The organism is Novosphingobium sp. AP12, assembly GCF_000281975.1.
Taxonomy (GTDB): Bacteria; Pseudomonadota; Alphaproteobacteria; order Sphingomonadales; family Sphingomonadaceae; genus Novosphingobium.
This window is the reverse complement of the sequence record NZ_AKKE01000171.1, coordinates 13964-37348: the sequence shown is the minus strand read 5'-3', so window position 1 is coordinate 37348 and position 23385 is coordinate 13964. Positions and strand designations below refer to the sequence as shown.

The following is a 23385-nucleotide window of genomic DNA, read 5'->3' as shown; positions in this document are numbered from 1 at the left end:
CCCTCCTGCGGGGAGGATCAGCCTATCCCCGGTCCACCCACCAGCGCAGCAGGACATGCGCGACCGCGTATTTCGGCGGCGCCCCGAAGGCACGGCCCACCTCGCCTGCTTCGATGGCCTCCAGCGCTTCGACCACCTCTTCGCGGGTGAACCAGCGGGCGTCCTCCAGTTCGGTGGTGTCGATGGTGATGGCCCCGTCGTCGGTGAAGGCGTGGCAGCCGATCATCAGCGAGGAGGGAAACGGCCACGGCTGGCTGGCAACGTACGTCACGTCGCGCACGCGCACGCCCGCTTCCTCGAACGTCTCGCGCGCGACGGCTTCCTCGATCGTCTCGCCGGGCTCGACGAAGCCCGCGAGCGCCGAGTAGCGCCTCGCCGGAAAGCGCGGCTGGCGGCCAAGGAGCAGCTTGCCCTCGTGCTCGACGGTCATGATCGTGACAGGGTCGACGCGGGGGAAATGCTCGGTGGCGCAGGACGTGCAGGTGCGCTGCCAGCCGCCCTTGGCGAGCACGGTGGCATGGCCGCAGACCGCGCAGAAACGGTGGCGGGCATGCCAGCCGACCAGCGCGCGGGCGCCGCCGTAGGCCGCCAGCTCGCCCGGTTCGAGCACGGTCATCGCGTTCCAGCTCGCCGGGCCGGCATGAGGTCCGCCCGAAGGGTTGGCCGGGGGGACTTCGACGAAGCAGCCGCGCGCCTCGTCGTCGAGGCCGAGGAACACCAGTTCGGCCCCGGATGCGGCATCGGCTAGGCTGCCCCAGTCGAGCAGGCTGTCCGGCGTCAGCACCGGGTCGAGCCCGTCGAGCCGCATGAGCCGGGCCTGCGCGGTCATCAGGGCGGCGATGGCATCGGGGTCGCCGCGGACGTGATCGGCGCGGTCGATGTGCGATCCGGCGAAGGCGATGGGGGCGGATGGGGTGAGCAGCACGTCAGCGGGTCTCCAGGATCGCAAGGACATCGGCCTTCAGCGCCGACTGGAATTCGGGAAGCAGGTCCAGCGCGTCGGGCGGCATGAACTGGACGAACAGCTGCGAGCGCAGGCCATGGACCATGTCGACCATGCCGACCGTCCCGGCCGCGCCCGACCAGCCGTAGATCCCGGCCTCCGCGCCCCGGCCCACGCGCCCGCCCGCGCCGAACCCGGCGGGGCCGCCGAAGCTGGCGGGCATGGTGACGCCGGGCGGCAGTAGGTCCGAGGTGCCGGTACGTACCGCCGCCTCGCCCAGCACGCGCGTGCCGTCGATCGTGCCCATCTGCGCAAGCAGGCGCAGGAACCGGTCGTAGTCGCGCGGGGAACTGACGAGACCCGACCCGCCGAAGGGAAACGCGGGCGCGTCGAGGTAGATCGAGGTCGCGCCCTCGTCGATCGGCAGGAGCACTTCGCCCACCGCGAGGTAATTGGTGGTCAGCCGGTGTGCCTCGCCGGCAGGTACTCGGAACCATGTGCTGGTCATGCCGGCAGGCGCGAAGATCGTGTCTTGGAGGTAGGCATCGAAAGGCCGCCCGGTCACCACCTCGATCACCCGGCCCATCAGGTCGAGGCCCATCGAGTAGCTCCAGCGCGTGCCCGGGTCGGCGACCAGGGGCACCTGCGCCAGCCGGTCGGCAAAGTGGTCGAGCCCCCTGACCGGCGTGCCCCAGTCGAGGCCGGGCGCCGAGAGGCGGCTGATCTGGCCGGGGACGAGACCCCTGCTCTCCATCAGCGCCTTGATCGGCCCCTGCTGGACGATCGTGTAACCGAGCCCCGAGGTGTGCGTCATCAGGTGGCGCATGGTGATCGGGGCGGGAGCGGCGTGCAGCGCAGTGACGGGACCGTCGTAAGTGTCCTGCACCGACATGTGCCGGAACTGCGGCAGGATCTCGTGGACCGGCTGGTCGAGCGCGAGGCGGCCCTCGGAGATCAGCTGCATCGCCGCCATCGCGGTGACCGGCTTGGTCATCGAGTAGATGCGGAACAGGCTGTCCGGCGTCACCGCATCGGCGTCGGTGAAGCCCTCGCTCCCGCGCGCCACGAATTCCGGCTCGCGTCCGGGCAGGCCGAGCGAGGCGACCATGCCGGGGAACTTGCCCGGCCCGGTCCAACGCTCGACCAGCGTGCGGACCTTGGGGAGCAGCTCGGGCTGCGTCGCCGCCCAGGCCAGCCGGGGCATCAGCGCGGCGCCGAGCCCTGCGGCGGCGCCCATGCGCAGGATCGCGCGGCGGTCCATCGCCGCCCCGAGCCGGTCGATCATGCGTCCTCCCTCTCGGCAGCGAGGGCGAGGCGCGCGGCCTTGGCGAACAGCGTGGGAAGGCCAGCTTCGTCCAGCCGGTCCAGCGGCCACCATTCGCCGTCCTCCAGCCCCTCGACCCGCTCGCCAAGGTAGACCGCGAGCTCGAGTTCGAGCGCGAAGTGGGTGAAGACATGCCCGACCGCGCCCGCGCTTTCCCAGGGTCCGGCTATCGGCCCCTCGCCCGAACCATCGGCGCGCGCGGCCCAGCCGTCGTCGGGAAGCGCGCGCATGCCGCCGAGCATGCCCTTGCCGGCGCGGCGCACCAGCCAGACCTCGGCCTGGCCGCCGCGCTCGCGCTCGATCCAGAACGCACGGCCCTTGCGCGTCGCCCTTGCCTTCTTCGCCGCCTTCACCGGCAGGCGCTCGGGCTCACCGCTCGCCCTCCCCGCGCAGCCGGCCGAGAGCGGGCAAAGCAGGCAGCGGGGCGCGCGGGAGGTGCAGACGGTGGCGCCGAGGTCCATCATGGCCTGCGCGAAATCGCCCGCCCGCGCGTCCGGGGTGATGACCTCGGCGTATTCGCGGATAAGCGGCCGGGCTGCGGGAAGCGGCGTGTCGATCGCGAACAGCCGGGCGACGACGCGCTCGACATTGGCGTCCACCACCACCGCGCGCCGCCCGAACGCAATCGCGGCGACGGCGGCGGCCGTATAGGCGCCAAGGCCGGGCAGCGCGCGCAGGCCCTCTTCGGTGTCAGGGAACGCCCCGCCGTTCGCCGCGACTTCGCGGGCACAGGCCAGCAGGTTGCGGGCCCTTGCGTAGTAGCCGAGGCCCGCCCATGCCGCCATCACGTCCCCCTCGGGCGCGGCGGCGAGCGCCTCAACCGTCGGCCAGCGCGTGGTGAAGGCGGTGAAATAGGCTTTCACCGCCGCCACCGTCGTCTGCTGGAGCATGACCTCGGACAGCCAGACACGGTAGGGATCGGGCGCGGGCTCATCCAGCCGCACGCGCCAGGGCAGGGTGCGGCCATGGGCGTCGTACCAGTCCAGCAGGTCCTGCGCGATCCTGGGCGTAGCGGTGGTATCCGAACTGGCGTCCATCCGACCGCTATGGCATTGGAGACCCGGCAATGGAACGGCCATGAAACGGGCCCATAACGGAATCACGGCAAACAGTTGGACAAGGTGGAAAAACCCGGCGCAGGCAAGCCCGCGAAAGCAGCCAAGGTCGCGTCCGGCCTGAAGCGCTACGAGCGCCCGCGCGGCGGCGGCGCACGCCCGATCTCCGAACTCATGCCCGAGGTGGGGCGCACCGCCTTCCGCCGCTTCGGCTTCGTCCAGTCGAGCGTGGTGTCGCGCTGGCCGGAGATCGTCGGCGCCCGCCACGCGCGCGTCTGCTCTCCGGAATCGATCCGCTTCCCCCCCGGTGAAAAGAGCGAGGGCATCCTCCAGCTCGTGGTCGTCGCCGCCCACGCCCCCATGATCCAGCACGTCATCCCGGAAATCATGGACCGGGTGAATCGCTTCTTCGGCTACAAGGCCGTCGCCCGCGTGAAGATCCGGCAAGGCGACGTTAAGCCGCCGCCTGCTTCAAAGCCGCGCACCGCTCCGCCCATGCTCAAGCCGGTGCCGTTCGAACTCGGCGAATCGCTGCGAGACATCGGCGATCCCGAACTGCGCGCGGTGCTGGAATCGCTGGCGCGCAGCATCGAGGCCCGGAAAGACGAAGACTAACCTTAGCGATGGCAGACAAACCCCAGATGAAGACCCGCTCATATCTCCGCATCGCCGCCCTGCTCGCCTGCGCCGCAGCGAGCGTCGCCGCCGCCCCCGCAAAGAAGCCCGCGCAGTTGCCCGCCGGTAAAGTGAACTGGGTCGCCCAGGTCGCGACGACGGCGAACGGCAGCCACCGCTACGGCAATCCGGACGCGCCGGTTAAGCTGGTCGAATACGTCAGCTACACCTGCCCGCATTGCGCTCACTTCCACAAGGAGTCCGACGCGGTCCTGCGCGCCACGGTGGTGCCCAAGGGCCAGGTCTCGGTCACCGTCACGAACTTCCTGCGCAACCCGATCGACCTGACCGTGGCGATGCTCACCAACTGCGGCGATCCCAAGCGCTTCTTCGTGCGGCACAGCGCCTTCTTCGGCACCCAGGACACCTGGCTCGCCAAGGCCGAGGGCTTCAGCAAGGACCAGCAGGCGCGCTGGTATCAGGGCGAAATGCCCATCCGCATGCGCGCCATCGCCAACGATTTCGGCTTCTACGAGAAGATGGAAAGCTGGGGCATCAGCCGCCCGCAGGTCGATGCCTGCTTCGCCGACAAGGCCAAGCTCGACACGCTGCGCGGACAGCAGGCCGAAGTCGAGAAGTTCGGCTTCCAGGGCACGCCCAGCTTCACGCTCAACGGAGAAGTGCTGCCGGCCAACGACTGGGCATCAGTCTCGAAGGCCCTGACCGCCAAGATCGCCGAAACCCGCGCCGGCAACATCTGAAATACGCCCCGGCCGCGCATCGGCTGTGGAGACATCGCGTGCCGGGCATGCCGCCCGCTTTGTCTTCGCAGCCCCCATCGGCTAGCCATGCAACAAGCGTCTACCTAAGGATTCGCCTCCGATGATCCGCAACCGTCTCCGCCTGACTTCACGCCACGCCGTCCTGGCCCTGATCGCCGCGCCGCTGGCCCTCGGCCTCGCCGCCTGCGGCAAGAAGGATGACGCCGCTGCGCCAACTTCGGGCGAGCCGATCGCCAAGGTCGCCGCGCCCGCCGGCAAGGCCTGGGCCGACACCGTCACCAAGACCCCCGAGGGCGGCTACCGCATCGGCAACCCGGAAGCGCCGATCAAGCTGGTCGAATATGGCGCCCTCAGCTGCTCGCACTGCGCCGAGTTCGCCAAGGAAAGCTTCGAGCCCCTGCGCGACGACTACGTCGCCAGCGGCCGCGTGAGCTACGAAATGCGCTACTACATGCTCAACGCGCTCGACGTGCCCGCATCGCTGCTCGCCACCTGTGGCTCGACCGAGGCGGTGATCCCGCTCAGCGAGCAGTTCTGGGCCTGGCAGCCGACCATGTTCCAGAACCTGCAGAGCGCCGACAAGGCCAAGCTCGCCGCGCTGGACGCACTGCCCAAGGAACGCCAGATCGGCGCGTTCGCCGATGTCGCCGGCATGACCGAGTTCTTCGCCTCGCGCGGGATCGCCCGCGACCAGGCCAATGCCTGCCTCGCCGACACGACCAAGGCCAAGGCACTCGCCGACCAGACCCAGAAGGCGACGGACGAGTTCAACATCACCGGCACGCCGACCTTCATCATCAACGGCAACAATGTCGGTTCGATGGGCTGGAAGGAACTGGAAGCCAAGCTGCAGCAGGCCGGCGCGCGCTGATGGCGCGCAGGTAACCCGACAGATGCGCATCCACCGGCTCAAGCTCAGCGGATTCAAGAGCTTCGTCGAGCCGGCCGAACTGCGCATCGAGCCGGGGCTGACGGGCGTCGTCGGCCCCAACGGCTGCGGCAAGTCCAACCTGCTCGAGGCGATCCGCTGGGTCATGGGCGAAAGCTCGCCCAAGTCGATGCGCGGCGGCGGCATGGAAGACGTGATCTTCGCCGGCACCGACAAGCGCCCGCCGCGCGCCTTCGCCGAAGTCGTCCTCAAGGCGGAAACCAGCGCCCGCGCCGACGGCACGCGCGAGGATCTCGAAGTCGTCCGCCGGATCGAGCGCGGCGCGGGCAGCGCCTACCGCGTCAACGGCCGCGACGTGCGCGCCCGCGACGTGGCGCTGATCTTCGCCGACGCCGCCACCGGCGCGCACAGCCCCGCGCTCGTCAGCCAGGGCCGCATCGCCGCCGTCATCGCCGCCAAGCCGACCGAGCGCCGCGCCATGCTGGAAGAGGCGGCGGGCATCGCCGGCCTCCACGTCCGCCGCCGCGACGCCGAACAGCGCCTGCGCGCCACCGAAACCAACCTCGCCCGCCTCGACGACATCATGGCGAGCCTCGACAAGCAGGTCGGCACGCTGCGTCGGCAGGCGAAAGCCGCCGAGCGCTACAAGGCCCTGACCGACCAGATCCGCCTCGCCGAAGCGCGCCTCGTCTTCGCCCGCTGGCGCGATGCCGCCGCCGCCGCCGAAGCCGCGAAGCGCGAAGCGCAGGCCGCCGAAGCGCGGGTGAGCGCCGCGCAGCAGCTTGCCGTCGAAGCACAGTCGCAGCAGGCCGCCGCCGCCGAAGCGCTGGCGCAGGCGCGTGACGAACTGGCCGACCGGCGCGACGACGCCTCGGCGCAGGGGCACCGCATGGCGACGCTGACCAGCCAGCTCGAAGCCGCCGAACAGCGCCTTGCCGACCTCGACCGCCAGCGCACCCGGCTGGAGGAAGATCGCCACGATGCCGACCGCCTCACCCGCGATGCCGCCGAAGCGCTCGCCCGGCTGGAACGCGACCTCGCCGAGGGCGAGAAGCAGTTGGCGGCCGACGAGGCGCAGCGCCCGCGCTTCGCCAACGCGCTGGACGGCGCGGAGCAGGCCGGCCGCGCCGCTGAACTCGATCTTGCACAGGCCACCGCGCGGCAGGCCGGGGTCGAGGCCGAGTGGCGCATCGCCGAGGCCGAACTGACGCAGGCCCGCGCCCGCCAGACCCGCATCGAGCAGGACGCCGCGCGGATCGAGGGCCAGATCGCCGCCCAGCCCGGCGCCGCCGACCTCGACGCCGCCATCGCCGCCGCGCGGGCCAAGGCCGAAGCGGCCGGTGCAGCCGTCGCCGACGCGCGCGAGGGCCTCGACGAGATGCAGGCGCGCAAGGCCGCACTCCAGGCCGAGCGCGATGCCGCCGCCTCCGCGCTCGCCGGAGCCCGCGCCGACCTCACCGGCATCGAGCGCGAACACACCGCCCTCGTCCGCGACCGCGAAGCGCGCGCCAAGGGGGCGAAGGCCGCGCACGGCCTGCCCGTCGCCATCGACGCCCTGCGCGCCGCGCCGGGTTACGAACGCGCGCTCGCCGCCGTGCTCGGCCGCGACGCCAAGGCCCCGCTGGGCGCGGTCCCGGGCGCCGACGGCCGCTTCTGGACGGGCGCGCAGGCCCCCGCGCCGGTCGCCGACAGCCTCGCCGCCCATGTCGCGAAATGCCCGGCGGAACTCGCCGCCCGCCTCGCGCTCGTTCACGTCGTCGAGGCGGATGACGGGCGGGCGCTCAACCCCGGTGAATGGCTGGTGACGCGCGGCGGTGTGCTGCGCCGCTGGGACGGCTTTGTCGCGCGCGGCGAAGGCGCGGCCGAGGCGGCGCGGCTCGAGGCCGAGAACCGCTTCTCCGAACTCGACGCGCAGTTGCCGCCGCTGCGCGAGGCTGTGGCGATTGCCGAAGCCCGCCAGCTCACCGCGCAGCAGGACCTCGCCGCCCTTTCCTCGCAAGCCATCGCCGCCGAGCGCGCGATCGCGGCCGCCGCCGATGCCGAGCGCGGGGCGCTGCGCTCGGTAGACCAGGCCGAGGACGCGCGCAGCCGCCAGCGCGCGCGCCGCGCCGAACTCGACGCAGCCGTCGCCGAACTCGCCGACCAGCGCTCCGCCGCCGCCACCGACGTCACTGCCGCCGAGGCCAAGCTAGCCGCCCTGCCAGACCCTGCCTCGGGCCGCGCCGAGCTGGAAACCGCGCGGGGCCGCAATGCCGAGGCCCGCGCCGCGCTCCAGGCCGCGATGGCCACCCTCGCCGCGCACGACCAGGCGCTCGCCGTCGCGCGCGAGCGCACCACCTCCCAGCGCGGCGACATCCGCGGCTGGCAGGCCCGCGCGGGGGATGCCACCAACCGCCTCGCGCAGATGGCCGGCCGGCTAGAGGAGATCGAGACCGAGCGCGCGATCATCGCCGCCAAGCCCGCCTCGCTGATGGCGCAGATCGAGCAGGGCGAAGGCGTCCGCACCCGCCTTGCCGACGAACTGGCGAAAGCCGATGCCGCCGTCACCACCGCCGCCGAAGCCGCGAAGCGCGCCGACACTGCGCTTTCCGCCGCGCAGGAAACCCTCGCCGCCACGCGCGAGGGCCGAGCCGGGGCGGTCGCCCGCGCCGAGCACGAGGACCAGCGCCGCGTCGAGATGACCCGCGTCTCGGGCGAACGCTTCCAGTGCCCGCCCCCGGTCCTGCCCGAACGCTTCGCCTTCGCTTCCGCCGAAGTCGTCAGCGCCGAAAACGAGGCGGCGGCGATGGAGCGCCTCGTCGCCGAGCGCGAGCGGATCGGCCCGGTCAACCTCGTCGCCGCCGACGAACTGGCCGAGGCCGAGGGGCAACTGGGCACCAGCGCCGCCGAGAAGGCCGAACTCACCGAGGCGGTCAACCGGCTGCGCGGCTCGATCGGCAACCTCAACCGCGAGGGCCGCGAACGCCTGCTCGCCGCGTTCGAGGCGGTAGACGGCCACTTCCGCCGCCTGTTCCAGCAGCTGTTCCAGGGCGGCAAGGCCCACCTCGCGCTCGTCGATTCGGACGATCCACTTGAGGCCGGGCTGGAAATCTACGCCCAGCCTCCCGGCAAGCGCCTGCAGTCGCTCACCCTGCTGTCGGGCGGCGAGCAGGCGCTGACGGCGGTGGCGCTGATCTTCGGCCTGTTCCTCACCAACCCGGCGCCGATCTGCGTGCTCGACGAAGTGGACGCCCCGCTCGACGACGCCAACATCGAGCGCTTCTGCGACCTGCTGGAGGCGATGACGCGCGAGACCGACACGCGCTATCTCGTGGTCACCCACAACGCGGTGACCATGAGCCGCATGCACCGCCTGTTCGGCGTGACCATGGTGGAAAAGGGCATCTCGCGGCTGGTGAGCGTGGATCTGGGCGGGGCGGAGGAACTGCTCGCGGCGCAGTAGGCCACGGATTGACCCGCGCCATTTTCGTAGTTACATTTATTTAACTCGCCAATCCGGTTGCCGACGCTGAAGCTGATTCCTGGATGGGGGAGACATCGGCGTTGGAGATCGAGTTCGACGAAGCGAAGCGCAGCAGGACGCTCGCCGAACGCGGTCTGGATTTTGCCGATGCGCCGCTCGTTTTCGCCAATGAGCATTTCGACCTACCGGACGAGCGGATCGAATATGGCGAAGAACGGTATCTGACGTTTGGCTGGCTGAAGGGCCGGGCCGTCACCATCGTCTGGACACCGCGCGGTTTGCGCCGGCGCATCATTTCAATGAGGTTCGTCCATGGAAAAGAACTCAGAAGCCGCAAAAGAGGAATGGATTGATCCGGACGATGCTCCCGAATGGACCGAGGAGATGTTCCGGATGGCCGCCATCTACAAGGGCGCCCAGCTGATTCGGCCTGCCTCCGGCACACTAAAGTCCCCCGGCCGGCCGGTCTCCGCCCATCCCAAGCGGCAGGTTACGCTGCGGCTCGATCCAGATGTGGTCGAGAAATTCCGTGCCACCGGCAAGGGCTGGCAATCGCGGATCAATGCGGAACTGCGCAAGGCGCTCGGGATCTGACGCCGCGCTTCACCCGCTCCGGAACGCATGGGTGATCGGGTAGCGGCGGTCGCGGCCGAAGTTGCGGGCGGTGAGCTTCACGCCCGGCGGGGCCTGGCGGCGCTTGTATTCGGCAAGGTGCAGCATCCGCTCGACATTGCGGACGGCATCGCGCTCGAAGCCCTCGTTCACCAGCTGCTCGACGCTCTTGTCGTTTTCGACCAGCCCGATGAGGATCGGGTCGAGCACGTCGTAGGGCGGCAGGCTGTCGTCGTCGCGCTGGCCTTCGCGCAGTTCGGCGCTGGGGGCGCGGGTCAGAGTGTTCTCGGGGATCACGGGCCGCGCGGGGCCGAGGCCAATGCGCGGGACGTGGTGGTTGCGCCAGCGGGCGAGCGCGAAGACGGTCATCTTGTAGGCGTCCTTGAGCGGATTGTAGCCGCCCGCCATGTCGCCGTAGATGGTGGCGTAGCCGACGCTCATCTCGCTCTTGTTGCCGGTGGTCACCAGCATCGGCCCGAACTTGTTGGAGAGCGCCATCAGCGCCGCGCCGCGGATCCGGGACTGCAGGTTCTCCTCGGCAATGTCGCGCGGGAGGCCGTCGAAGGCCTCGCCGAGCATCGAATCGAACCCGTCGATGGCCGTGCCGATCGGCATTTCGGTGTAGCGGATGCCCAGCGCCCGGGCGCAGGCGGCGGCGTCCTCGAGGCTCTCGGCGCTGGTGAATCGCGAGGGCATCATCACGCCCCAGACGCGGTCGGCCCCCAGCGCATCGACGGCGATGGCGGCGCAGGTGGCCGAATCGATCCCGCCCGAAAGGCCGAGCACCACGCCGGGGAAGCCGTTGCGGTTCACGTAGTCGCGCAAGGCGAGAACCATCGCGCAGTAGATGTCCTCGGGGTGGACGGCGAGGCTTTCCACCGTGCCGCGATCGCAGCGCCAGCCCTTGGCGGTCTTGGTCCAGCGGGTTTCGGCGACCTGCTCCTCCCAGTCGCGCAGCTGCACGGCGAGGCCGCCATCGCCGTTGACCACGAAGCCGGCGCCGTCGAACACCAGCTCGTCCTGCCCGCCGACGCGGTTGAGGTAGGCGAGCGGGAGGCCCGTATCGACCGCGCGGCGCTTGGCGACGCCCTCGATGCGCAGGGCGTCCTTGTTGATCTCGTAGGGGCTGCCGTTGATGCATACGAACATCTCGGCTCCGAAGTCGGCGAGGTGGCGGCAGACTTCGGGCTGCCAGATGTCCTCGCAGATGGGAACGCCGATCATCGTGCCGCGCAGGATCACCGGTTCGGGGAGCGGGCCGGGCTGGAACAGGCGCATCTCGTCGAAGGTGCCGTAGTTGGGCAGCTCGTGCTTGAGGCGCACGGCGGCGACGCGGCCCTGGTCGAGCAGGGCGACCCCGTTGTGCAGCGCACCATCGAGCACGAAGGCCGAGCCGACCAGCATCGCCGGGCCGTCACCGGCGCTGGCCTCGGCCAGTAGCTGGAGTTCGGCCGCTGCGCGCTCGATCAGCGAGGGCTTGAGGATCAGGTCCTCGGGCGGGTAGCCGATGAGGTGGAGTTCGGGGAAGACGATGAGATCGCTGCCCTTCGCCTGTTCCCGCGCGGCGAGAACGCCTGCGGCATTACCGGAGATATCCCCCACCGACTGGTTGAGCTGGGCGAGGGTGATCTTCAGCGTATCGGGCATGGCCCGGTTGATGCCCGGCAGGCGGGGGCAGTGCAAACAAAAAGCCGCGCGCCGTCAGGACATCGCGGTCCGGCCGACGAAACCCGCCCCGCGTCTGCGCCGGATACAAAAAACCCTCCCGCAGGGGAGGGCTTCTGTCCGTTGTGAAACGGACTTTCCATCGGTTCCCGTGAAGGTTCCGAAACGGAAAGCGGCGGGGATCAGCAGCCTGCCGAAGCAGCGCCAGCCCCCTGCGCCGATTACATCGCCTCGGACGGAGCCTCGGTCGGAACGTCGGTGGCGTCACCGGTCATCATCTCTTCCGGCGTGGTCTCAACCGACTCAGTGGCTTCAGGAGCCGGGTCACCACCGCAAGCAGCGAGCGACAGAGCGGCAACCGACGCGAACGCCGCGAAAGCAATCTTCTTCATGCGAATCCCCTTGCATTGTTTGACCCATAGGCCAACGCTTGCAGGCAAGCCTGCAGGGCCATTCTTTAGACGAGACAATGGTGCAACGCAAATAGGATTGTTAAGGGCCGAAATCCGCTGATTTCCTAGGGCTTGCGAACATATAAAGATATCTTTATATGACGCGGCATGCGGATCGACCCCCTCCTGAGAGCTCTTTCGGAGCCGACGCGGCTGCGCATCATGCGCCTGCTCGCGCATATGGAGCTGGCCGTGGGAGAGCTTGCCCAGGTGCTCGGGCAGAGCCAGCCGCGCGTCTCGCGTCATATTCGCATCCTATGCGACGCGGGCCTGGCCGAACGGCGCAAGGAAGGCAGCTGGGTGTTCCTGCGCAGCGCCGTCAACGAAAACGATCCACCTTCGCTGGGCAGCGCATCGGCGCAGCTGCTGGAACTGGCCGAGCGCGACGATGCGCAGTTCGCCGCGCGCTGCGCCGAGGACCGGCGCCAGCTCGCCGCGATCCGCGCCGGGCGTGAAGCGAGCGCCGAGGCCTACTTCGCGCGCCACGCGGTGGAATGGGATACACTGCGCCGCCTGCACGGCGCCGACGCGCCGGTGGAAGCCGCGCTGCTCGGCGCGCTGGAAACGCAGCCGCTCGGCGCGCTGCTCGACGTGGGTACCGGCACCGGACGCATGGCCGAGTTGCTCGCCGCACGCGCCGGCCGCGTGACCGCGCTCGACAAGAGCCCCGAGATGCTGCGGATCGCGCGGGCGCGCCTGCAGGCGCTGCCGGCGGACAAGGTCGACCTCGTCCAGGGCGACTTCGGCGCCCTGCCCTTCGCCGCCGACGCGTTCGACACCGTGCTGTTCCACCAGGTGCTGCACTATTCGCAGGACCCCGGCGCGGTGCTGGGCGAAGCGGCCCGCGTGCTGCGGCCGGGCGGTCGCATCGCGGTCGTCGACCTCGCCGCGCACGAGCGCGAGGAACTGCGCGAGCGCCACGCCCACGCGCGCCTGGGCTTTTCGGACGAGCAGATGCTGGCGCTGCTGGCCGGAGCGGGGCTTGAGCCCGCTCCTCCGGTGGCGCTTCATGGCGACCCGCTCACCGTGAAGATCTGGACGGCGCGGCGCGACTCCACCACCGACACTGCCAACCGAGAGACGAGCCTGACATGACCGCTGCTTCACGCCCCGCAGAATCCCCGCTTTTCGCAGGGCTGCCCGGCGACATCAACGTCTCCTTCGAATTCTTCCCGCCCAAGACGGAGAAGATGGAGGAGCAGCTGTGGGATGCGATCACCCAGCTTGCCCCGCTCGACCCGAGCTTCGTGTCGGTGACCTACGGCGCCGGCGGCTCCACGCGCGAGCGCACGCATTCGACGGTGTCGCGCATCGTGCGCGAAACGTCGCTGGTGCCCGCCGCGCACCTCACCTGCGTGGCGGCGAGCAAGGACGAGATCGCCGAAGTCGCCGACCAGTACTGGGAAGCGGGCGTGCGCCATATCGTCGCCCTGCGCGGTGATCCGCCGCCGGCCGACGGCGGTCGCTTCACGCCTCATCCCGAAGGCTACGCCAGCGCCGCCGCGCTGGTCGAGGGGCTGAAAGCGCGCCACGATTTCGAAATTTCGGTCGCCGCCTATCCGGAGATTCACCCGGAGGCCATCAGCGCCGAGGCCGACCTCGACAACCTCAAGCGCAAACTCGATGCGGGCGCGACGCGCGCAATCACGCAGTTCTTCTTCTCGACCGACGCCTACTTCCGCTTCCTAGACAAGGCGCTGGCGGCGGGCATCACCGCGCCGATCCTGCCAGGTATCATGCCGGTGACGAGCTTCGCCGCGATCCGCCGGATGAGCGGCAACACGCTGGTGCCCGACTGGCTGGAGACGATGTTCGCCGGGCTCGACGAGCGCCCCGGCCCGCGCGCGCTGGTCGCGGCCGTCGCCGCCGCCGACCTGTGCAAGCGCCTGTACGAAGGCGGCTCGCGCGATTTCCACTTCTATACCCTCAACAAGGCCGAGCAGGCCTACGCGATCTGCCAGCTGCTCGGCCTTCGCCCCAAGGAGAACGCGGCATGAGCGCACGCGAAACATTCCTCGCCGAGGCCGCCAAGCGCATCCTCATCACCGACGGCGCCTTCGGCACCGAGATCCAGAACTGGAAGCTGTCGGAAGCCGACTATGCCGGTGATCTGGGCCTGACCCACGACCAGAAGGGCAACAACGACATCCTCGCGCTGACCAAGCCCGAGGTGCCCGAGGCGATCCACCGCGCCTACTTCGAGGCCGGCGCCGACATCGCCGAGACCAACACCTTCTCGGCCAACCGCATCAGCCAGGCCGACTACGGCGCCGAGCATCTCGTGCGCGAGATCAACGTCGAATCGGCCAAGCTCGCCCGCCGCCTCGCCGACGAGTACCAGGCCAAGGATGGCCGCCCGCGCTTCGTGGCGGGCGCGATCGGGCCGACCAACAAGACGCTCTCGCTCAGCCCCGACGTCAACGACCCCGGCTACCGCGAGATCGACTGGGACACGCTGACGGACGTCTACAAGGAACAGGCCGCGGCCCTCGTCGAAGGCGGCGCGGACTTCATCCTGATCGAGACGGTGTTCGACACTCTCAATGCCAAGGCCGGGATCATGGCGGTGCGCCAGCTTGAGCAGGAACTCGGCCGCGAAGTGCCGATCATGCTGTCGATGACGCTCACCGACCTGTCGGGCCGCAACCTCTCGGGCCATACGGTCGAGGCGTTCTGGCACGCGGTGCGCCACGCGAAACCGATCACCATCGGCCTCAACTGCTCGTTCGGCGCGACGCAGCTGCGCCCGCACGTCAAGACGCTGGCCGAGACCGCCGACACGCTCATCATGATCTACCCGAACGCGGGCCTGCCCAACGAACTGGGCGAGTACGACGAGATGCCCGGCACCACGGCGGGCTTCGTCGGCGAATGGGCGATCGCTGGGCAGGTCAACGTGCTGGGCGGCTGCTGCGGCTCCACTCCGGCGCATATCAAGGCCATCGCCGACAAGGTCGCCGCCATGCCGCCGCGCACGTTGCCGCAGCTTGAGGCCGTCACGCGCCTTGCCGGCCTCGAACCCTTCATCCTGCCGGCCTGACGTGCCCGAAGACATTCCCATCTGGCGCATCCGCCCGGCCGGGCCGGAGGATGCCGAGGCGCTGGCACTGGTCGGCGCGGCGACGTTCCTCGAGGCTTTCGCCGGCTTCATCGACGGCGCGGGCCTCGTCGCGCACTGCACGGCCCAGCACTCGGCCGGGAAGTACCGCGCCTATCTCGCGAGCGGCGCGAAGGCGTGGCTGGCCGAGATCGAACCCGGCGGCGCGCCCGTCGGCTATGCGCTGTCCTGCGAACCCGAACTGGAACTCGCCGAGCCCGGCGACCTCGAACTCAAGCGCATCTATCTGCTCTCGCGCTTCCAGGGCTCGACGATCGCCGGCGCCCTGATGCAGGCCGTCATGGCCGAGGCGGGGGACGCCCGCCGCCTGCTGCTCGGCGTCAAGGACGATAACCACCGCGCGCTTTCCTTCTATGCCAAGCACGGCTTCGAGACGATCGGCACGCGCCGCTTCGACGTGGGCGGCAAGACCTATGACGACTTCGTGCTCGCACGACCTCTCTGATTCAACGAGAAGAACAATGACCTCGATTGCCCCTGCATCCACCGGCGCCCGCTTCGTCAACATCGGCGAGCGCACCAACGTCACCGGCTCGGCGAAATTCAAGAAGCTCATCATGGCCGGCGACTATCCCGCCGCCGTCGAGGTCGCGCGACAGCAGGTCGAGAACGGCGCGCAGGTCATCGACGTCAACATGGACGAGGGCCTGCTCGACGCGGTCGAGGCGATGACCACCTACCTCAAGCTGATCGCCGCCGAGCCCGACATCGCCCGCGTGCCGGTGATGGTCGACAGCTCGAAGTGGGACGTGATCGAGGCGGGGCTCAAGTGCGTCTCGGGCAAGCCGATCGTCAACTCGATCTCGATGAAGGAAGGCGAGGGCCAGTTCCTCGAACAGGCGCGCAAGTGCATGGACTACGGCGCCGCCGTGGTCGTCATGGCCTTCGACGAGACCGGCCAGGCCGACACCAAGGAGCGCAAGATCGAGATCTGCAAGCGCGCCTACGCCCTGCTCACCGGCATCGGCTTTCCCCCTGAGGACATCATCTTCGATCCCAACGTGTTCGCTGTCGCCACCGGCATCGAGGAGCACGACCGCTACGGCCTCGACTTCATCGAGGCGGTGGCCGAGATCCGCGCCGCCTGCCCGCACGTCCACTTCTCGGGCGGCCTCTCGAACCTGTCGTTCAGCTTCCGCGGCAACGAGATCGTGCGCCGGGCGATGCACTCGGTCTTCCTGTACTACGCCATCCCCGCCGGGCTCGACATGGCGATCGTCAACGCCGGCCAGCTCGATGTCTACGACCAGATCGACCCGGCCCTGCGCGACGCCTGCGAAGACGTCATCATGATGCGCAATCCCGGCATCGGTCCCGACGGCAAGACCGCGACCGAACGCCTCATTGACCTCGCCGAAAGCTACAAGGGCAAGGACGTCGTCGCCGAGAAGGCTGCCGAGGAATGGCGCGGCTGGGACGTGGTGAAGCGGCTGGAGCATGCGCTGGTCCGCGGCATCGACGCCTATGTCGTCGAGGATACCGAGGAAGCGCGCGCCGCGATTTTCGCGCGCGGCGGTCGCCCGATCGAAGTCATCGAAGGCCCCCTGATGGGCGGCATGAACGTGGTCGGCGACCTGTTCGGATCGGGCAAGATGTTCCTGCCGCAGGTGGTGAAGTCCGCGCGCGTCATGAAGAAGGCCGTCGCCCACCTCATCCCCTACATCGAGGCGGACAAGCTCCCCGGCGCCAAGGCCAAGGGCCGGATCATCATGGCCACCGTCAAGGGCGACGTCCACGACATCGGCAAGAACATCGTCGGCGTCGTCCTGCAGTGCAACGGCTACGAGGTGATCGACCTCGGCGTCATGGTGCCGTGGAGCCGCATCCTCGAATCGGCGAACGAGAACCAGGCCGACATCATCGGCCTGTCCGGCCTCATCACCCCCTCGCTCGACGAGATGGTGACCGTGGCCGAGGAAATGCAGCGCGCCGAGATGAACATCCCGCTGCTGATCGGCGGCGCGACGACCTCCAAGGTCCACACCGCGCTGCGCATCGACCCGGCCTACACGGGACCTGTGATCCACGTCCTCGACGCCAGCCGCGCGGTCGGCGTCGCCTCGCAGCTCCTGTCGGACACGCAGGCGGAAGGCTTCAAGTCCTCCGTCTCGATCGACTACGAGAAGGTCCGCGAGGCCCGCGCCAACAAGGGCCAGAGCGACCTGCTCCCGCTCGCCGACGCGCGCGCCAACGCCTTCCCGGCCGACTTCGCGCTCAAGGCCGCCGCGCCGATCGAGCCGGGCCTCCACGTCTTCGAGGAATGGGACCTCGCCGACCTCGCCGAGACCATCGACTGGACGCCGTTCTTCCGCGCCTGGGAACTCGCGGGCAACTACCCGGCGATCCTGACGGACGAAGTCGTCGGCGAAAGCGCGAGCAGCCTCTTCGCCGATGCACAGGCGATGCTGGCCAAGATCATCGACGAGAAGTGGCTGACCGCGAAGGGCGTCTGCGCCTTCTGGCCCGCACACCGCGACGGCGACGACGTGCTTCTCGAAGACGGTACGCGCATCCCGATGCTGCGCCAGCAGGTCAAGAAGTCACGCGGGCGCGCCAACTTCTGCCTTGCCGACTTCATCGACACCCAGGATGACTGGCTGGGCGGCTTCGCGGTGGGCATCCACGGCATCGAGCCGCACCTCGCCCGCTTCCAGGCCGCGCACGACGACTACTCCGACATCCTGCTCAAAGCCCTCGCCGACCGCTTCGCCGAAGCCTTCGCCGAGCGCCTGCACGCGCATGTCCGCACGAAGCTGTGGGGCTATGCGCCGGACGAGCAGTTCACCAACGAGGCGCTCATCCGCGAGGAATACCGCGGCATCCGCCCCGCGCCGGGCTACCCGGCCTGCCCCGATCACTCCCTGAAGCCGATCCTGTTCGACCTGCTCAAGGCATCGGACAACGCCGGCATAATCCTGACCGAAAGCCAGGCGATGCTGCCGACAGCGGCGGTCTCGGGCTTCTACTTCGCGCACCCGGAGAGCCAGTACTTCGGCGTCGCCCGCATCGGCCGCGACCAGCTGGAAGACTACGCGACCCGGCGCGGCGTGGACCTGCCCACGGCGGAGCGCTGGCTGCGCCCCAACCTCGACTGATCCGAAAACGTCGTCCCCGGCCGCACCGGGGACAACGCTTTCACGCGATCGACTGCCCCGCCCGCCACAGGGCGCGGTGGCGCAGGTACGCCTCGCCGACGCTGCCGCCGGTCGCCACCGAAAGCACGCCCAGCGCGGCGTCAAGGCCATGCTGCGCCAGTTCGTCTATGGCGGGCGTGGTATCCTGGCCCAGTTCCCGCGCCAGCATCTTCAGGACGTGTGCCTTCTCGGCGAATTCCATCTCGTTCTGCCAGCACCACCGGCTCTCGCCGCGCCCGACGAACGCATCCTGCACGTAGCGACCCATAGTTCTTGTTTCCGATCCTGAGAGTGCTGCGACCCGACCGGATCCCCGCGATCCGTAATCGTTTACAACACCTTCCTGCTATCATCGGACCACCCAACTGCCGCTGAAGGACGCGCTCGGGATTTCTACGAGCTAGCTAAAAAATCAGATCGATCGCCCCGCCGCGCGGCGCCTCCATCGCACTACTTCGCACTTGCAACATCCGCCGTACCCGCACACGATTCGGTCCATGACAACGGCACGCATCGCCAACCGCACGCTCGTCTACGACGGGTGGTACAAGTTCTTCCGGCTGGAGGTCGAAATGCCGGACGGCGCCATTGTCGAGCGCCACCTGCTCGACAATGGCTCGGCAGTGGCGGTCCTCCCTTACGACCCCGCAAGGCGCGTGTGCATGCTCATCGAACAGCCCCGCGCGGCGGTGCTCGCGGCGGGCGAACCGCCGCTGCTCGAGGCGATCGCCGGCAACCTCGATGGCGCCGCGCCCGAGGCTCGCATCGTCGAGGAAGCCTTCGAGGAAGGCGGGCTGCGGCTGGGCGCACTCGAGCCCGTCGCCAACGTCTGGCCGCTCTGCCCGGTGTCGACCGAGCGCGTGCAGCTATACCTCGCGCCGTATTCCGCCGAGCACCGGGTCGGCGAAGGCGGCGGCGCGCATGGCGAGGACGAAAACATCACCGTCCACGAGATCGCCCTCGACACTTTGCGCGAGCAGGCCCTGTCCGGCGCGCTGGCCGACGCGAAGACCCTGATCCTCGTCCAGGCGCTGCTGCTGAGGCACCCCGAGCTTTGGGCCTGAAGGTCGCAATCAGGCCCGGTTGACCGCGAAAGCGGAGGAAACTCGCGCGCCCACGGTTTCCATGTCGCGCCCGCCTCTGCCATAGTCGCCCGCGTGAACGACGACGACTGGCCTTTCGAGACGACCTTCTACGGCGAACCCGACGCCGACATGATGGACCTCCACGCCCCTGACGTGGACTGGTCGCCCGCTATTCCGCCCAGCGAGGAAGCGGTGGCGAAAGCGCTGCACGACGTCTTCGGCTTCTCCTCGCTGCGCGGCGTTCAGGACCAGGTCGTCGACCGCGTACTGCACGGCCGCTCCACCCTCGCCATCATGCCGACCGGCGCGGGCAAGTCGCTGACCTACCAGCTTCCCGCCGTGCTGCTGGAGGGGACCTGCGTGGTCGTCTCGCCGCTGATCGCGCTGATGCACGACCAGCTGCGCTCGGCCCGCGCCAACGGCATCCGCGCGGCGACGCTGACCAGCGCCGACAACGACCGAGGGGCAACGCTCGACGCCTTCCGCGCCGGCGAGCTGGACCTGCTCTACATCGCCCCGGAACGCGCCAGCCAGCCGCACTTCCGCGAGCTGCTGATGAACGCGCGGGTCGGCCTCTTCGCCATCGACGAGGCGCACTGCGTTTCCGAGTGGGGCCATGACTTCCGGCCCGATTACCGCCTGCTGCGCCCGCTGCTCGACGCCTTCCCCAACGTGCCCCGCCTGGCACTGACGGCGACGGCGGACAACCACACCCGCAAGGACATCCTCGCCCAGCTCGGCATCCCGGACGAGGGCCTGATTGTCGCCGGGTTCGACCGGCCGAACATCCGCTACACGATCCAGCCGCGCGACAATGCCGGCCGCCAGCTGAAGGCCGTGGTCGAGGACAACCCCGGCCCCGGCATCATCTACGCGCCCACCCGCGCGCGGGTGGAGCAGCTGGCCGAAAGCCTCGCCGCCGCCACCGGCCGCCGCGTGCTGCCCTATCACGCCGGCCTGCCGCCCGAGGTGCGCGCGCGCAACCAGGCCGCCTTCGTCGCGTCCGAGGACATGGTGATGGTCGCTACCGTCGCCTTCGGCATGGGCATCGACAAACCCGACGTCCGCTTCGTCGCCCATGCGGGCATCCCCAAGTCGATCGAAGGCTACTACCAAGAAACCGGCCGCGCCGGGCGCGACGGCGACCCCTCGGTGGCGGTGATGTTCTGGGGCGCGGACGACTTCGCCCGCGCCCGCCAGCGCCTCTCCGAGATCGAGCCCCACCGCCTCGCGAGCGAACGCCAGCGCCTCGATTCCCTCGCCGGCCTTGTCGAAACCGCCGCCTGCCGCCGCGCCGTGCTGCTGCGCCACTTCGGCGAGCATCCGCCCGAAACCTGCGGCAACTGCGACAACTGCCTCAATCCGGTCGGTGTGGTCGACGTGACCGACCTTGCGCGCAAGCTGCTCTCGGCGGTCTACCGCACCGGGCAGACTTACGGTCTCGGCCATCTGGAGAAAGTCCTGACCGGCGTCTCGGACGACCGCGTGCTCCAACGCGGGCACGACCAGCTCTCGGTCTTCGGCATCCTCACCGAGGATGAAAAACCGCTGCTGAAAGCCCTCGCCCGCGCCCTGCAGGCGCGCGGCAGCCTGACGCCCACCGAACACGGCGGGCTTGCGCTCGGGGGAGACGCGCGCGCGATCCTCAAGGGGGATGCCTCGGTGGCGATCGTCGTGCCGCCCAAGTCCGAACGCAAGCGCCGCCAGCGCGGCAGCGGCGACACCGCCAACCCCATCGGCGATCCGCTGTTCGAGGCCCTGCGCGAACTTCGCCGCGAGCTGGCGCTGGACGCAGGCGTCCCGCCTTACGTGGTGTTCCACGATTCGACCTTGCGCGAAATGGCCGCGGCCAGGCCATCGTCGCTATCCGAACTAGGCGGTGTCGGCGGAGTCGGCGCGCGCAAGCTCGATGCCTACGGCGACGCGTTCCTTGCCGTCATCAAGCGGTTCTGACGTCAGCCACCGGGCGTCGGCTGCACCTGCGAAGGCTGCAGCGCCTCGGCCGGCGGCCGGCGTTCGTCGAGCATCGCGGCGGCTTCATCCAAAGCGCGCGCCTCGCCCATGGTGACGCCCCCCGGCCCAGGCGCGGTATCGGGTTTGGAGCAGGCGCCCACGGAGAGGACGATGCAGAGGGGAATGAGGCGGGCCGCTGTCATGCGCCACCCATAGCGGGATGCAACCCGGCGCGAAAGCGTCAGCCTTCGATCACGCGCGTATGCGGATGGTGCTTGTCGAGGTGTTTGCGGATGATCTTCAGGTTGCGGCTGTTCGAGCGGAACAGGAAGTCGAACAGGTCCCCCGCCAGCGGGATCGCGCCGACAAGCGTATCGAAGCCGACATTCGCAGTCATGCGCGCCAGTTGCCACTTCGACATGCCCAGGTTGCGCGCTTCCCAGACGAGGTACATCCCCATGGCCGCAGCGATCAGGTCGCCTGCCACCGGAACGAGGCCGACGATGGAATCGAGGCCGACCTGACGGTTGATGCCGGGCACGGTGATCGCGCGCTCCAGCACACGCTCCAGCGCCTCGACGCGGCGACGCACCGAAACCGGATCGTTGCCGAGCGGGAGGTCCAGTTCCCTGCGCCGTGCGGCGCCGGGTCCCGTGGTGCCTGATCCTGTGACCAAATGCCTGACCTCTCTTCGAAAGCGGCCGATCGCCGCTCGTCTTACTTGGGGAGCCAGGACAGGGGCATCAAGGGATGCCAGCCCCAGGCGTTGGTCGCGAAGCCGTCGACGCTGCCGCGCACGAGCGACCAGCGGATCGGCGTGCCGAAGGGAATGAAGACGTTGGCCGAGGTCAGTTCCGCCTCGCCCTCGGTCAGCAGAGCCGCGCGCTCCGCGGGCGTCGCCGCCTTCGCCGCCTTGGCGACGCGGGCATCGGCTTCCGGCGAGCAGAGCGCCCTGCCGCCCTGGCACGAGAGCCGGTTGAGGAACCAGGCGGCACGCGGATAGCGCGCGACGTCGTCGACCAGAGCAAGGTCGCCGCCTTTCACATCGGGCGCGCGGTCCAGCCGCACGCCGATGGCCGCGAAATCAGCAAGGAGGCGATCGAACAGCAGCTTCGAACCGCCCCCTTCGGGCAGCCACACGCTCAGACGAATGGGGCCCGAGGGGACGGCGGGCCTATCTTTGCTGTCCGACGGCGCCTTCGCCCGCGCCTGCCAGCCACGCACCCGCGATGCCGCCAGCGCCCGCCTGTCCTCCAGCGACTGCTCGCCCCAGCGCTCGCCGATGGCGCCGAGGTCGCCATCGAGGCTGGGCGTAACGAGGCGCGTGGTTTGCGACCAGCCGCCGACGCCGAACGGCGCGATCAACGCGGGGCGGTCGATCGCCATGGCCAGGGCCTCGCGGTTGGCCGGGTCTGCGAGGAAGCCCTTGTCGGTCATCACCTGCAGGCCGAACAGCCCCACCACCGGGTCCAGCTGGATCGTACCGCGCAGGATGCCGACCGAGCGGGTCAGCATGAAATCCTGTATCCGGCCGCCGAGCACGAGATCGACCTCGCCGGCGTTGAAAGCCTCGATGGCGGCGGGGCCCGGCAGCGCATGGAGCTGGACACGCCGGGTGCGGTCGGCCCAGTTCTCGATTCCCGGAAGACCGAGGCGCGAGGGTTCGATCGGAGTGAGCGCGGCGACGTCGCCCTTGCGCGACAGGGTCATCGGGCCGGCACCCTTGCCCTCGTGGTCGAGGCCGAGTTCGGGCTGGGCGAGCAGTTGGAGCAGATAGGGCATCGGCCGGCTGAGCCGGATCTCGATGACGCGCCCGGCCATGGCGCGCACGTCGTCGATACCGTCGAGGTCGCGCGCCAGCGGCGCGTTGCCGAGCGCCTTCAGCGCCGCACGGATCGCCCGGCGCGCGGAATCGGCAGTCAGCGGATCGCCGCCCGGCCAGTTGCCCTCGCGCAGGCGGAAGATGTAGCTCTGCCCGTCGTCGGTGACAATCCAGCGGTCGGCAAGTGCGGGGATGACCCGCCCGGCGTCGTCGAAGGCGACGAGCCCCTCGGCCGTGGCGGCGCGCAGCATCTGGTCGGCCGGGGCGAGACGGGTGTCGTCCTGAAGCGGATGGGGCTCGTCCACGACGGCGACGTCGAGCGCGGAATTGTCGTAAGCACTGCACGAGGCCAGCGACAGCGCCGCCAAAACGGCCAGAACCCCACTACCGGGGCGCTTGGGACGCTGGGAGAGCATGCGGGACCGAGTAGTCCATTTGGCCCGCGCCGCAAATGCGTGCGGGGAAAAAAGCAG

The 23385-nt window shown here is 69.5% G+C and carries 22 protein-coding genes; 13 read left to right on the top strand and 9 right to left on the bottom strand.

The annotated features are described in order from the left end of the window. Positions 1 to 22: 22 nt before the first annotated feature. The 3 genes from nudC to PMI02_RS23750 are packed head-to-tail and all read right to left on the bottom strand — an operon-like array spanning position 23 to position 3304. A complete protein-coding gene (nudC, locus tag PMI02_RS23760; RefSeq protein WP_052025717.1) occupies positions 23 to 955 on the bottom strand; it encodes an NAD(+) diphosphatase in 933 nt (310 codons plus the stop codon). After that, positions 927 to 2228, bottom strand: a complete 1302-nt coding sequence (locus tag PMI02_RS23755; RefSeq protein ID WP_007687841.1) for a serine hydrolase — start codon at positions 2226 to 2228, stop codon at positions 927 to 929. The genes nudC and PMI02_RS23755 overlap by 29 nt, the downstream gene beginning before the upstream one ends. Continuing rightward, positions 2225 to 3304 (bottom strand): A/G-specific adenine glycosylase, encoded by a 1080-nt coding sequence (locus PMI02_RS23750; RefSeq protein WP_007687839.1) that lies wholly within the window; start codon positions 3302 to 3304, stop codon positions 2225 to 2227. Before PMI02_RS23750 ends, PMI02_RS23755 begins: the two co-directional genes overlap by 4 nt. A gap of 84 nt (positions 3305 to 3388) precedes the next feature. Between PMI02_RS23750 and PMI02_RS23745 the strand changes: the two genes are divergently transcribed. The 6 genes from PMI02_RS23745 (at position 3389) to PMI02_RS23720 (ending at position 9665) form a co-directional block, all read left to right on the top strand. Continuing rightward, complete coding sequence (locus PMI02_RS23745) at positions 3389 to 3937, top strand: DUF721 domain-containing protein (RefSeq protein ID WP_007687837.1); 549 nt, start codon at positions 3389 to 3391, stop codon at positions 3935 to 3937. Positions 3938 to 3963: 26 nt separating this feature from the next. Next, entirely contained in the window at positions 3964 to 4698 is a 735-nt protein-coding gene (locus PMI02_RS23740; protein WP_238539156.1) for a thioredoxin domain-containing protein, read from the top strand. 121 nt (positions 4699 to 4819) lie between these two features. Then, complete coding sequence (locus PMI02_RS23735) at positions 4820 to 5590, top strand: thioredoxin domain-containing protein (RefSeq protein ID WP_007687834.1); 771 nt, start codon at positions 4820 to 4822, stop codon at positions 5588 to 5590. A 22-nt stretch (positions 5591 to 5612) separates the two neighbouring features. Next, on the top strand, positions 5613 to 9050 hold the full coding sequence (locus tag PMI02_RS23730; RefSeq protein WP_007687832.1) for a chromosome segregation SMC family protein: 3438 nt from the start codon (positions 5613 to 5615) through the stop codon (positions 9048 to 9050). A 101-nt stretch (positions 9051 to 9151) separates the two neighbouring features. Further along, positions 9152 to 9424: a BrnT family toxin gene (locus PMI02_RS23725; RefSeq protein WP_007687829.1), complete on the top strand. Its 273-nt coding sequence runs from the start codon at positions 9152 to 9154 to the stop codon at positions 9422 to 9424. Further along, entirely contained in the window at positions 9384 to 9665 is a 282-nt protein-coding gene (locus PMI02_RS23720) for a BrnA antitoxin family protein (RefSeq protein WP_007687827.1), read from the top strand. Before PMI02_RS23725 ends, PMI02_RS23720 begins: the two co-directional genes overlap by 41 nt. 9 nt (positions 9666 to 9674) lie before the next feature. Here PMI02_RS23720 and PMI02_RS23715 read toward each other — a convergent pair whose 3' ends face one another. Both PMI02_RS23715 and PMI02_RS27630 read right to left on the bottom strand, forming a co-directional pair. After that, positions 9675 to 11330: an NAD+ synthase gene (locus tag PMI02_RS23715; RefSeq protein ID WP_007687825.1), complete on the bottom strand. Its 1656-nt coding sequence runs from the start codon at positions 11328 to 11330 to the stop codon at positions 9675 to 9677. A gap of 239 nt (positions 11331 to 11569) precedes the next feature. After that, positions 11570 to 11740, bottom strand: coding sequence for a hypothetical protein (locus tag PMI02_RS27630; RefSeq protein ID WP_007687823.1), 171 nt, complete (start codon positions 11738 to 11740; stop codon positions 11570 to 11572). Between the two features lie 168 nt (positions 11741 to 11908). Here PMI02_RS27630 and PMI02_RS23710 point away from each other — a divergent pair, with 168 nt between their 5' ends. Genes PMI02_RS23710 through metH form a run of 5 tightly spaced genes read left to right on the top strand, consistent with a single transcriptional unit; the run spans position 11909 to position 18013 of the window. Next, complete coding sequence (locus tag PMI02_RS23710; protein WP_007687821.1) at positions 11909 to 12895, top strand: metalloregulator ArsR/SmtB family transcription factor; 987 nt, start codon at positions 11909 to 11911, stop codon at positions 12893 to 12895. Next, positions 12892 to 13797: a methylenetetrahydrofolate reductase [NAD(P)H] gene (metF, locus tag PMI02_RS23705; protein ID WP_007687819.1), complete on the top strand. Its 906-nt coding sequence runs from the start codon at positions 12892 to 12894 to the stop codon at positions 13795 to 13797. The genes PMI02_RS23710 and metF overlap by 4 nt, the downstream gene beginning before the upstream one ends. Next, positions 13794 to 14840 carry a homocysteine S-methyltransferase family protein gene (locus PMI02_RS23700; protein WP_007687817.1) on the top strand — a complete coding sequence of 349 codons (1047 nt, stop codon included), beginning with the start codon at positions 13794 to 13796 and terminating at the stop codon, positions 14838 to 14840. Before metF ends, PMI02_RS23700 begins: the two co-directional genes overlap by 4 nt. 1 nt (position 14841) lies before the next feature. Then, a complete protein-coding gene (locus PMI02_RS23695; protein ID WP_007687815.1) occupies positions 14842 to 15363 on the top strand; it encodes a GNAT family N-acetyltransferase in 522 nt (173 codons plus the stop codon). A gap of 16 nt (positions 15364 to 15379) precedes the next feature. Further along, positions 15380 to 18013 (top strand): methionine synthase, encoded by a 2634-nt coding sequence (gene metH, locus PMI02_RS23690; protein ID WP_007687813.1) that lies wholly within the window; start codon positions 15380 to 15382, stop codon positions 18011 to 18013. A 40-nt stretch (positions 18014 to 18053) separates the two neighbouring features. On the opposite strand, the gene PMI02_RS23685 is transcribed toward metH, so the two are convergent. Continuing rightward, positions 18054 to 18320, bottom strand: a complete 267-nt coding sequence (locus PMI02_RS23685) for a hypothetical protein (protein ID WP_007687811.1) — start codon at positions 18318 to 18320, stop codon at positions 18054 to 18056. 229 nt (positions 18321 to 18549) lie between these two features. On the opposite strand from PMI02_RS23685, the gene PMI02_RS23680 reads away from it, so the two are divergent. Together PMI02_RS23680 and recQ are read left to right on the top strand one after the other, a co-directional pair. Beyond that, positions 18550 to 19116: a hypothetical protein gene (locus PMI02_RS23680; protein WP_007687810.1), complete on the top strand. Its 567-nt coding sequence runs from the start codon at positions 18550 to 18552 to the stop codon at positions 19114 to 19116. 93 nt (positions 19117 to 19209) lie between these two features. Next, positions 19210 to 21090, top strand: coding sequence for a DNA helicase RecQ (recQ, locus tag PMI02_RS23675; RefSeq protein ID WP_007687809.1), 1881 nt, complete (start codon positions 19210 to 19212; stop codon positions 21088 to 21090). Between the two features lie 2 nt (positions 21091 to 21092). On the opposite strand, the gene PMI02_RS23670 is transcribed toward recQ, so the two are convergent. The 3 genes from PMI02_RS23670 to PMI02_RS23660 form a co-directional block, all read right to left on the bottom strand. Next, positions 21093 to 21293, bottom strand: a complete 201-nt coding sequence (locus PMI02_RS23670) for a hypothetical protein (RefSeq protein WP_007687808.1) — start codon at positions 21291 to 21293, stop codon at positions 21093 to 21095. A gap of 38 nt (positions 21294 to 21331) precedes the next feature. Further along, positions 21332 to 21715, bottom strand: a complete 384-nt coding sequence (locus PMI02_RS23665; protein WP_036505291.1) for a DUF4112 domain-containing protein — start codon at positions 21713 to 21715, stop codon at positions 21332 to 21334. 92 nt (positions 21716 to 21807) lie between these two features. Beyond that, complete coding sequence (locus PMI02_RS23660) at positions 21808 to 23328, bottom strand: ABC transporter substrate-binding protein (RefSeq protein WP_007687806.1); 1521 nt, start codon at positions 23326 to 23328, stop codon at positions 21808 to 21810. Between the last annotated feature and the right edge of the window lie 57 nt (positions 23329 to 23385).